This is a genomic window from Rhodococcus sp. P4_B6, from assembly GCF_056402215.1.
The window spans coordinates 1-11,142 of the sequence record NZ_JBFUHV010000231.1; the positions used below are offsets into that span (position 1 = coordinate 1).

The window sequence follows — 11,142 nt, forward strand, 5'->3', positions numbered from 1 at the left end:
ACGCCCGATATTCACACGACGGCGGGAAAGCTCGCCGACCTGCGTAATCGTCAGGCCGAGGCGCAGCACCCGAGCGGTGAAGCCGCGGTCGACAAGGTCCACGCCAAGGGCAAGCTCACCGCCCGCGAACGCATCACCGCCCTGCTCGACGAGGGCTCCTTCGTCGAACTCGACGCCCTCGCCCGCCACCGCTCGGTGAACTTCGGCCTCGCCGACAACCGCCCCGTCGGCGACGGCGTCGTCACCGGCTACGGCACCGTCGACGGCCGCGACGTCTGCGTGTTCTCCCAGGACGCCACCGTCTTCGGCGGCTCCCTCGGCGAAATCTACGGCGAAAAAATCGTCAAGGTCATGGACCTCGCCCTCAAAACCGGGCGCCCCCTGATCGGCATCAACGAAGGCGCCGGCGCCCGCATCCAGGAAGGCGTCGTCTCCCTCGGCCTCTACGGCGAAATCTTCCACCGCAACGTCCAGGCCTCCGGCGTCATCCCCCAGATCTCCCTGATCATGGGCCCCGCCGCCGGCGGCCACGTCTACTCCCCCGCCCTSACCGACTTCGTCGTCATGGTCGACCAGACCTCCCAGATGTTCGTCACCGGCCCCGACGTCATCAARACCGTCACCGGCGAAGACGTCACCATGGAAGAYCTSGGTGGCGCGCACACCCACATGGTCAAGTCCGGCGTCGCCCACTACGTCGCCTCCGGCGAACAGGACGCCCTCGACTACGTCAAGGACCTCCTCTCCTACCTGCCSWSSAACAATCAGGCCGCCGCCCCCCGGATGCTGCCCACCGACCCGATCACCGGMGCCATCGAGGACTCCCTCACCGCCGAGGACCTCGAACTCGACACCCTGATCCCGGACTCGGCGAACCAGCCCTACGACATGCACGAGGTCATCCGCCGCATCCTCGACGACGACGAATTCCTCGAGGTCCAGGCCGAACGCGCCGGCAACATCGTCGTCGGCTTCGGCCGCGTCGACGGCCGCTCCGTCGGCATCGTCGCSAACCAGCCCACCGTCTTCGCCGGCTGCCTCGACATCGACGCCTCCGAAAAAGCCGCCCGCTTCGTGCGCACCTGCGACGCGTTCAACGTCCCGATCATCACCCTCGTCGACGTCCCCGGCTTCCTGCCCGGCACCGACCAGGAATACAACGGCATCATCCGCCGCGGCGCSAAACTGCTCTACGCCTACGGCGAGGCCACCGTCGGCAAGATCACCGTCATCACCCGCAAGGCCTACGGCGGCGCCTACGACGTGATGGGCTCCAAGCACATGGGCGCCGACGTCAACCTGGCCTGGCCCACCGCCCAGATCGCCGTGATGGGCGCCTCCGGCGCCGTCGGGTTCGTCTACCGCAAACGCCTGCTCGAGGCCGCCAACAACGGTGACGACGTCGACGCGCTGCGCCTGCAACTGCAACAGGAATACGAGGACACCCTCGTCAACCCGTACGTCGCCGCCGAACGCGGCTACGTCGACGCCGTCATCCCCCCGTCCCACACCCGCGGACAGATCGTGGCCGCCCTGCGCCTGCTCGAACGCAAAATGGTCACCCTCCCGCCCAAGAAGCATGGGAACATCCCGCTATGAGCGTCGGCGAATCATTGGACAGAGTGACTGCTATCACCGAGGACGACGTGCGCACCGAGACCAGCCCGGACGCGACGTCGCCAGTCAACGGTTCCGCCGGGGGCACCACGCTCGAGGAGGGCGCAGTCACCGACCTCCCCGCCGACAGTGCAGCGGCCGACGCGGCCCGTGAGCCGTTCCTGAAGGTGGTCAAGGGTTCTCCCTCCGACGAGGAGATCGCGGCGCTCGTCGCGGTGCTGTCCGCGGCCGCCGCCGCAGGCAGCGGTGATCCGGATTCGGGTATCCCGCCCGAGTCCTGGGGTGCTCCCACCCGGATGCACCGGAGCGTCGCCCCGTTCTCGCCGTACGCGTTCCCGAACGTGTCGGCGTACCGGCGTTGATCCGGGCCTCGTGACGTCGTTCGTTCTCGCCTCGGCGTCCCCGGCGCGGCTGGCCGTGCTGCGCAGCGCCGGGGTGGAACCTGTGGTGCGAGTCTCCGGGGTCGACGAGGACGCCCTCATCGCGGCACTCGGTGCCGACGCCGCCCCTGAGCACGTCGTGACCGAATTGGCCCGCGCCAAGGCAAAGGACGTCCTCCCCGTTCTCGCACGGGACGGGATCTCGGATGCCGTGATCGTCGGATGCGACTCCATGCTGCTGATCGACGGCGCCCTGCAGGGCAAGCCCGGGACCGTCGACGTCGCGCGCGAGCGCTGGTCGTCGATGGCCGGCCGTAGCGCGACCCTGCTCACCGGGCACAGCGTCCTGCGGATCACCGAGGGCACCGTGGTGGGTGACGCACACGACCACAGCGCCACCGTGGTCCATTTCGCGAGCCCACCGGACGCCGATCTGGAGGCCTACCTCGCGACCGGGGAACCACTCCAGGTCGCGGGTGCGTTCACCCTCGACAGCCTCGGCGGATGGTTCGTGGACCGCATCGAGGGCGACCCGTCCAGCGTGATCGGGATCGGTCTGCCACTCGTCCGGAGGTTGCTCGCGGACGTCGGGGTCGGCGTCGCCGAGTTGTGGGCGACGTCAGACCGCGGCGACTGACCCGTCGTCGACCGGCTGGTTCCGGCGCGGCAGGGTCAGCGACGCCACCCCGATGGCAGCGGCGACCGCCGCGATGATCCAGAGGATGCGGCGTTCCGCCTGCAGAAACGCCTCGCCTGCCGCATTGCGGGTCGATTCCCGCGCCGCGACCACCGCGGAGTCGGCGATCTGCTGCTGGGCAGCACCGAGCGGGGTTCCTCCCGATACCGGTGAGCGGCACTCGTCGGGCACCTTCATCGGGGACGTGGACCCGAGCTGTTCCGACGCGCACCGCACGAACGTCTCCTCCGCGCGCGGGATCAGCCCCGGCGGCACCCCGACCTCGGCGAGCTGAGCGGTCAGCGCCGGCCGCTCGGCCTGCACCGCGTCCGCCGACTGCGTCGCGACGAGGTTGAAGAACACCACGCCGATCACCGCGAGCCCGATCGAACTGCCCACCTGCTGGACCRTCGGCAGCAGCCCGGACACAGAGCCCGCGTTCTGCGGTCGCACGGTCGCGAGGATCGCCGTCTGGAGCGGCGCTACGAACAATCCGAGCCCGGCTCCCCCGATGAACAGGGGCCCGGCCAGCGCCGACCACCTCGGATCGGTGCCCTCGTGCTGCAGTTGCGCTGCCAGCACGACGAGGGAGCCTGCGAACAGCGCCATCCCCGACGGCAGGACGAGGTTGCCGATGCGCCGGTAGACGGCGGCGGAGGCCAGCGCGGCGAGACCGGTGCCGAGCGCCCACGGCAGCGTCATCATCCCGGCCCGCAGCGGGGAGAACCCGAACCCGAACTGCAGGGTGAGAGAGATGGTGAAGATCAGCGACGTGAGCGTGCCGAAGAATACGAACGCGATGGCGGCGCCCAGCGAGAACGCGCGGTCGGTGAACAACTCCAGGCGCATGACCGGGTCGCAGCCGCGGCGCCCGAGCCGCCATTCGTAGACGACGAAGGCGATCAGCACCGGCACCGAGCACAGCAGCATCACCACGATCGACGTCGGCCAGCCGCGTTCACGTCCTTCCGCGAGCGGAAAGATCAGGAGGAACAGCCCGACTGCCGACAGCACGGCGCCGCCCAGGTCGAGTTGGCGAACACCGTCCGGCTTCGCGTCGACGAGGTAGAAGTAGCCGAGGACCAGGGCGGCGAGACCGAGCGGGAGGTTGACGAAGAAGATGAGCCGCCAGCCCCAGCCGAAGAGGTCCCACTGGATGAGAAGTCCGCCGACGAGCGGGCCGCAGATCGTGGCGAGTCCGATGGTCGCGCCGTAGATCCCGAACACCCGCGGATGGGCGCGTTTCGGGAAGAGCCCCGAGATGATGGCGAACGTCTGAGCCGACATCGACCCCGCCGCGAGGCCCTGCAACGCCCGCGACACGACGAGCGCGGTCGGCGACTGGGCCAGTCCACAGAGCAGTGAGGCCACGATGAAGACGGCCAGCGCGGTGAGGAAGACCCGTCGCCTGCCGAGCAGATCCCCCAGTCGCGCCGCCGTGATCAGGGAACATGCGAAAGACAGCGTGTAGACGCTCACCATCAGCAGCTGCGCCGACACCGAGGCGCCCAGATCGACTGCGATGCTCGGAAGCGCGACGTTGACGATGGTCGCGTCCAGGAGTTGCATGAAGACGGCGGCGAGACTGGTGGCCAGACCCAGCCACGGGACCCACCGACCGAGTTCGCCTCGGTAGAGTGCGTCACGCTGAGTCACAGGCATCCGGACAGGTTAGCGGCTCGAACCTCACAGAAAGCTGTGAGGTTGTTCAAAGATTGCTGGATGCTACGCGAAGAACTTGCAGCGTGGAACCCTTTTGCCCGACACTTGACTGGACCGGGACCGACCTGTAATCAGTCTCATACTTCGTTACCTCTCGCGGTAAGGCACTCGGTGCCGCATCCTGTTGCGAGAAGTCCGTGCCACACCCGACCGACCTCGCAACTCGAATTCGACACCAGGAGCCGCTCGATGGACTTGAACTTGATCACCCACTGGAAGCCAGAGCCTGGGCGGGTCGTCGAGTGGAAAGTCACGGACGCGAGTGCACGTGCGGCTGCCGAGGCGCCGGTCGATCCGGCACTGCCGACCACCATGCAGGAACGGCATCTGCGGCGGGCCCGGCTGGCGGCGAACAACGGCGAGACCCAGTCCCCGTGGATCGGCATCGCCTTCGACTTTCCGGGCCGCCTCGACACCGCCGCGATGACCCGCACCCTGGAGCGTTACGTCCTACGGCACGACACGCTGCACAGCTGGTTCTCGTTCGAGAACGCGGACGCCGACCCCACGGACACCGCCAACGCCGTCCGACGGCACGTCGTGCCTGCCGACTCCATCGCGCTCACGGCACACGAGGGCGAGACCCTCACCACCCCTGAACAGGTCCGCGACCACATCGCCGCGCGCTTCGCGAACGACACGAGCGCGTTGGCCTGGCCTGCATTCGTGTTCGGGGTGGTGGAGCACTACGACACCGGGGTTCCCGGGAGCGAGGACAGCTTCACCCTGTTCCACGCCGTCGATCACGCGCACACCGACATGCAGTCGATGATCCTCACGTTTGCCGAGACCCGGATCCTCTATCGGGCCGAACTCGACGGCGCGGAGCCCGAACTGCCGGACCCGGGAAGCTACGTGGAGTACAGCCGGCGGGAACGGGAGAAGGCGGCGACGCTGACCCTCGCCTCCCCCGAGGTCCACGGCTGGATCGGCCACCTCACCCGCAACGGCGGAACCTTCCCGAGCTTTCCCCTCGACCTCGGCGCCTCCGACGAACCCAAACCGGCCATCGGCAGCCGGTTCGACCTCGCCGACGCCGACGAGTGCGAGCGGTTCGGTGCCGTGTGCAAGGCCCACGGTTCCAACTTCATCGGCGGCGTGTTCGCGGCCCTTGCCATCACCGAACACGAGTTGGTCGGGCGCGACCGCTACATGGCGCTGTCCCCCCTCACCACCCGCAACGATCCGCAGTTCTACTGGTCCCAGGGGTGGTTCATCAACCTCATTCCGGTCGGGTTCGCCCTGGAGGATGCCACGACGTTCACGGGACTCGCTCAGCGCGCGCAGGACGCCTACCGTTCGGGCAAGGCTCTCGGTGAGGTGTCCGTGCAGCAGGTGATCGACACCGTGCTCGCTCAGGCCGGCCCCGAGGCGACGTCGCAGCACACCACGCTCGCACCGCCGCCGATCGTGTCGTACATCGACGGCCGGCGGTTGCCGCAGACCGAGAATTTCACGTCGACCCGCGCGACCGGCATCGTAGGTGGCAAGGCCACCCAGATCGCGTCGATCTGGATCAATCGCGTCTTCGAGGGCACGTGGATGGCCGTCTCGCATCCGGACACCGAGGAGGCGCACCGATCGGTGACGGCGTATGCCGAACGATTGTCGACCATCATGAAAACCGTGGCACGCGACGGCGATTACACGGTGACGCCCTTCGCGCCGGCGGCCGCGGAATCCGCGACTGCCACAGGGGCGGAGTAGTGCACGTCACGTCCATCGACCGGTACATGCTCGAACCCGGCCTGGTGACGGAATGGTCCGTCGCGCCGGGCGAAGTGTYGGCCTCGGCGGTGCCGCCGTCGTACAACCAGCAGTTCCATCTCGATACCGCGCGCACGCACGGTGTCGGCCGAAGCGTCTGGATGGCAGCGGCTTTCGACCTCCCCGGCCGACTCGACCGGGACGCGCTCGCGGAGGCGCTGGTGCATTTCATCCGGCGTCACGACACGCTGCAGACCGGCTTCGACGTGAGCCCGGACGCGATGGCACGGGTGGATCTCGACCCCGACGACATCACCGTCGTCGCGTCCGAGTCCTCGGTGACGACGTCACCGCACGAGCTCCGCGACCATCTGCGGTACCGGTTCACCGAGGCGTGCGATCCGCTGACGTTCCCCGCCTACTTGTTCGCGACCATCGAGCGCGACTCGCACTACACCGTGGTCAGTGCGTTCGATCACACGCTCGTCGACGGGTATTCGCTCGTCATCGCGCTGGGCGAACTCCGGCAGATCTATCAGCGAATCATCGGGCTGGGCCGCTCGGGTGTACTCACCGAAGCGGAGCTGACGGAGGAACTCGGTGATCCGGGGAGCTTCCTGCGGTACTGCGAACTCGAGGCCGAGGCGCCGGTCACCGAGATCGGCGACCCCCGGGTGCGGGAATGGGCCCGCTTCTACGAGCGCTGCGGCGGCACCGCGCCCAGTTTCCCGCTCGATCTGGGTGTCGAGGCCGGTAGGCCCGCCCCGCAGGGCGCCGACGTGCGTCCCCTCCTCGATGCCGCGGACACCGACCGGTTCGAGGAGATCTGCCTGGACTCCGGGGGAAGCCTGTTCACGGGGACGCTCACCGCGATGGGCCTGGCCGTGCAGTCGATCGACGGCACCGACCGGATGCCGTTGCAATTTCCGCTGCACATCCGCCAGGACCCGCAGTGGGCCAACGCGATCGGGTGGCTCACGACGAGCGCGCCGCTGACGGTCGAACTGACCCCCGACTGCGACTTCCAAGCCTCGCTGGCGCACACCCACGCCTCGTTCCGCACGGCGCTCACGCTCAAGGGCGTCACGATGGCCCAGGTGCGGGAGGCACTCGGTGACGGATATCGCCGGACCCGCACCGATGTGTTCATGGTCTCCTACATCGACTACCGCAAGCTGCCGGGCACCGACGACCACGACGAACTGAACGCCCATCACATCAGCAACGTGACGGTCGCGGACGATGCCCAGTTCTGGATCTCACGCACCCAGCGGGGTCTCGCGCTGCGGTCGCGGTTCCCCGAGACGCCGACGGCCCGGCGCGCGGTCACGGAGTTCCTGGTAAGGCTGCGGGAGATCATGCACGACGTCTGCGAGAACGGTGTCACTCCCATCGCCGAGCTCACCAGTCAGCTGAACCTGGAGGGCACTCCGGTCGTCTGACCACCGGAGGGCTCGAACAGCCGTCGCCGCATCCCGACTGCGATCCTGGCCGCCTCGACCTTGGCCTGCTGCGCGACGTCGCCGAGGAACAACTCGTCGACGCTGGACGTCCACAGCTCGACCCAGCGGTCGAAGTGCCGGTCGGTGAATCCGTGCCTGCCGTGCAGCGCCCGGTGCACGGCACCGACGCTGCCGCGGTAGACGCCGGTGCGCAGCAGGATCGTCTCCCAGAAGTCGCACATGACGGGCAGGTGGTCGTCCAGGCCGATCACCATGAGCGTCTCGAATACCGGTTCGAGGACCGGGTCGGCGAATGCCCGGCCGTAGAAGTGCCGGAGCAGCAGTTCCAGGTCGGCGCGCGTCGCGATGTCGGGCATGGGGCCTCCGTTCGGGTGCGAATCTACGCGCCCGCCCTCACGTCCTCACCCTGTGCGGAAGGTAAGTGTGAACGCCGGTCGGAAGAACCTCCGGCGTCCGCCTAGAATTGATCCGTCCCCGTCGCATCTGCCCCAGGAGCCCACCCGTGCCCGTAGCGCCAGATCCCACCCAGTCCTTCGCCGAGTACGCCAATCCCGGTCGGCTCGTGTCGACGGAGTGGCTGTCCGCGAATCTGGGCACACCCGGCCTCAAGGTCGTGGAATCGGACGAGGATGTGCTCCTCTACGACGTCGGTCACATCCCCGGCGCCGTCAAGGTCGACTGGCACCTCGACCTCAACGATCCGGTGACGCGTGACTACATCAACGGGGAGCAGTTCGCCGAGCTGATGAGCCGCAAGGGCATCAGCCGCGACGACACCGTCGTGATCTACGGCGACAAGAGCAACTGGTGGGCGGCGTACGCCCTGTGGGTGTTCACGCTGTTCGGACACGAGGACGTCCRTCTCCTCGACGGCGGCCGCGACGCGTGGATCGCCGAGAACCGGGACACCGCGTTCGACGTCCCCGAGACCTCCCCCACCGACTACCCGGTGGTCGAGCGCAACGACGCCCCGATCCGCGCGTTCAAGGACGACGTCCTCGATCACCTCGGCAAGGGACCGCTGATCGACGTCCGTTCGCCGCAGGAGTACACCGGCGAGCGCACCCACATGCCCGACTACCCGGAAGAGGGCGCCCTCCGCGGCGGCCACATCCCGAGCGCGCAGAGCATTCCGTGGGCCAAGGCCGCGGCACCCGACAGCCGTTTCCGTTCGCGCGGTGAACTGAACGAGATCTACGGCGGGGTGTCCGCCGACGACGACATCGTGGCGTACTGCCGGATCGGTGAGCGTTCCAGTCACACCTGGTTCGTCCTCACCCACCTGCTCGGTTACCCCAATGTCCGCAACTACGACGGTTCGTGGACGGAATGGGGCAACATGGTTCGCGTTCCGATCGTCAGGGGTGAAGAGCCGGGAGACGTTCCCGGCGCAACGTCATGACCGAACTACCCGATTCGCTTGCCGAGATCGTCGACGACTTCGCCGCCGTCGACGGCTCGGACAAGCTGCAGTTGCTGCTGGAATTCAGCCGCGAACTGGCGGCCCTGCCTGCCGAACTCGAGCAGGACGCGATGGAACCGGTGCCGGAGTGCCAGTCTCCGCTGTTCCTTTCGGTCGACGACTCCGATCCGGAGCACGTGCGACTGCACTTCAGCGCGCCCGCGGAGGCACCGACGACGCGGGGTTTCGCGTCGATCCTCCACCAGGGCCTGGATGGGCACAGTGCTGTCACCATCCTCGGCGTTCCGGACGATTTCTACTCCGCGCTCGGGCTCGCCGACGCCGTCAGTCCGCTGCGGCTGCGCGGCATGTCGGCGATGCTCGCGCGAATCAAGCGGCATCTTCGCGGCTAGGCAGGGTCTGAACACATACCGATGGAATTCACCGAACTTGCCGACTACCCCGTTCCGGTGGGTGCGCTCACCGAATGGCTGCCGTGCGCCCGCTCGGAGTGGGTGGACGATCCCCGTCCGGCTTCGTACATCCACGAGGCGCATCTGCGCCGGTGCGCCGATGCCGAGGGTCGCGAATCCTGGCTGGGCACCGCATTCGAGATCCACGGCACACTGAACGTCACCGCGTTCCGGACCGCACTGGAGAAGTGGACCGATCGTCACGAGGTGCTGCGCTCGCACACGACGTTCGACACGGAGACCGAGCGGGTGTGCCGGCGGACCGTGCCGCAGGGCGGGCTGCACGTGGGGGTCGTCAGCCACGGTTACGACGCCGCCGGGGGCGACAACTTCGCGCACCTGCAGCAACTGTTCGACGAGTACGCCTCGCCGCACAGTTGGCCGTCGTACGTCTTCGCGACGCTGGAAACCGTGCAACGCGACCGGTTCACGGTGTTCTTCGCGGCGGATCACTCGATCATCGACGGGTTCTCCATCGTGCTCGTCGCCCACGAGTTGACCGCCCTGTACGAGCAGGCGCTGTCCGGTCGCACAGCCAACCTGTTCCCCGTCGGCAGCTACATCGACTTCGGCCGCGAGGAGCGTGAGACCTCCACCGACGCCGAGGTGAAGCGTGAGGCGCTCGACGTGTGGCGGTCCGCACTCGAGGGGCCGGGGCTCCCCGAGTTCCCCCTGAAAGTCGGCCCGCGCACGTCGTATGCGCAGCAGAACCTGTCCGCCTGGATACTCGACGCCGACCAGGCGGCGGCGTTCAACTCGGCGTGCCGCGAGGCGGATGTGGGGTTCTTCCCCGGCCTGCTCGCGTGCCTCGGCCTGGCCGGCGCGGAAGTGGCGGGCGATGACCGCTTTCGGACGGTCACCCCGGTCCATACCCGGCACTCCCCGCAGTGGGCGTCCGCACTGGGCTGGTTCGTGGGTCTGAGCCCGATCGACTTCGAGGTGACCTCGGACGGCTTCGCCGCCGTCGCCCGCGAGGCCGCCGACAGCGTGGCCCGGACGAAACCGATCTCGGTGGTCCCGTTCGACCAGATCGAGAAGGAACTCGACATCCCCATCCGGCCGCGCTTCGTCGTCTCCTACATGGACGTCCGGTTCGTGCCCGAAGCGGGCCGCTGGCACGAGCGCAACGCCCGGGCGCTGCGGAGCCGGCAGTACACCCACGACGTGTACGCCTGGATCAACCGAACCCCCCGAGGCGTCAATCTGGCGGTCCGATATCCGGGCAACGACATCGCCGCCGCGAGCGTCCACACGTGGGTCGCGAGCCTCCGCCGGCAACTGGAACAGGTTTCAACCAGCTACCCTTCGGTAGGGTTGCGGAGCGTCAGACAGGCCTGACGGCAATATTCGGTCCGGTGGCAACACCGATCGGTTCGGTGCCTAGACTCCGAAGTGATGCCGTAACCCACCGCCGGTGAACACCCCCGGGGACCACCGCGGAGACAGACCATGCGAACCACAGGAGGCTCAGTGCCCAGTCATGCCAGCGCGCACATCACGAAGGTGCTCGTCGCGAACCGCGGTGAGATCGCAGTGCGGGTGATCCGGGCCGCCGCCGACGCCGGCCTGGCCAGCGTCGCCGTCTACGCCGAACCCGACGCCGACGCCCCGTTCGTGCACCTGGCCGACGAAGCCTTCGCCCTCGGCGGACAGACCTCCGCCGAGTCCTACCTGGTGTTCGACAAAATTTTGGACGCCGCCA

General features: G+C 68.0%; 11 protein-coding genes. 9 read left to right on the top strand and 2 right to left on the bottom strand.

Annotated elements, in window-relative coordinates; translation table 11 throughout:
• The 3 genes from AC1DWT_RS45970 to AC1DWT_RS45980 form a co-directional block, all read left to right on the top strand.
• The coding region (locus AC1DWT_RS45970; protein WP_477925812.1) for an acyl-CoA carboxylase subunit beta at positions 1–1,599 on the top strand (1,599 nt) is incomplete at its 5' end.
• Positions 1,600–1,622: 23 nt separating this feature from the next.
• Positions 1,623–1,979 (top strand): acyl-CoA carboxylase subunit epsilon, encoded by a 357-nt coding sequence (locus tag AC1DWT_RS45975; protein WP_477925813.1) that lies wholly within the window; start codon positions 1,623–1,625, stop codon positions 1,977–1,979.
• A 10-nt stretch (positions 1,980–1,989) separates the two neighbouring features.
• On the top strand, positions 1,990–2,634 hold the full coding sequence (locus AC1DWT_RS45980) for a Maf family protein (RefSeq protein WP_477925814.1): 645 nt from the start codon (positions 1,990–1,992) through the stop codon (positions 2,632–2,634).
• On the opposite strand, the gene AC1DWT_RS45985 is transcribed toward AC1DWT_RS45980, so the two are convergent.
• Positions 2,617–4,335, bottom strand: coding sequence for an MFS transporter (locus tag AC1DWT_RS45985; protein ID WP_477925815.1), 1,719 nt, complete (start codon positions 4,333–4,335; stop codon positions 2,617–2,619). The two genes, AC1DWT_RS45980 and AC1DWT_RS45985, sit on opposite strands and share 18 nt — an antisense overlap.
• A gap of 249 nt (positions 4,336–4,584) precedes the next feature.
• Here AC1DWT_RS45985 and AC1DWT_RS45990 point away from each other — a divergent pair, with 249 nt between their 5' ends.
• Complete coding sequence (locus AC1DWT_RS45990) at positions 4,585–6,102, top strand: condensation domain-containing protein (protein WP_095860863.1); 1,518 nt, start codon at positions 4,585–4,587, stop codon at positions 6,100–6,102.
• Positions 6,102–7,544, top strand: coding sequence for a condensation domain-containing protein (locus AC1DWT_RS45995; RefSeq protein WP_477925816.1), 1,443 nt, complete (start codon positions 6,102–6,104; stop codon positions 7,542–7,544). The genes AC1DWT_RS45990 and AC1DWT_RS45995 overlap by 1 nt, the downstream gene beginning before the upstream one ends.
• Here the strand turns inward: AC1DWT_RS45995 and AC1DWT_RS46000 are convergent.
• Positions 7,511–7,921 (bottom strand): group III truncated hemoglobin, encoded by a 411-nt coding sequence (locus tag AC1DWT_RS46000; RefSeq protein WP_072951496.1) that lies wholly within the window; start codon positions 7,919–7,921, stop codon positions 7,511–7,513. The two genes, AC1DWT_RS45995 and AC1DWT_RS46000, sit on opposite strands and share 34 nt — an antisense overlap.
• 146 nt (positions 7,922–8,067) lie before the next feature.
• On the opposite strand from AC1DWT_RS46000, the gene AC1DWT_RS46005 reads away from it, so the two are divergent.
• The 4 genes from AC1DWT_RS46005 to AC1DWT_RS46020 all read left to right on the top strand — a co-directional run.
• Positions 8,068–8,967 carry a sulfurtransferase gene (locus AC1DWT_RS46005; protein ID WP_477925817.1) on the top strand — a complete coding sequence of 300 codons (900 nt, stop codon included), beginning with the start codon at positions 8,068–8,070 and terminating at the stop codon, positions 8,965–8,967.
• Positions 8,964–9,380, top strand: a complete 417-nt coding sequence (locus AC1DWT_RS46010; RefSeq protein ID WP_095860866.1) for a SufE family protein — start codon at positions 8,964–8,966, stop codon at positions 9,378–9,380. Before AC1DWT_RS46005 ends, AC1DWT_RS46010 begins: the two co-directional genes overlap by 4 nt.
• A 21-nt stretch (positions 9,381–9,401) precedes the next feature.
• Positions 9,402–10,778, top strand: coding sequence for a condensation domain-containing protein (locus AC1DWT_RS46015; protein WP_477925818.1), 1,377 nt, complete (start codon positions 9,402–9,404; stop codon positions 10,776–10,778).
• Positions 10,779–10,910: 132 nt separating this feature from the next.
• The coding region (locus AC1DWT_RS46020) for a biotin carboxylase N-terminal domain-containing protein (RefSeq protein ID WP_477925819.1) at positions 10,911–11,142 on the top strand (232 nt) is incomplete at its 3' end.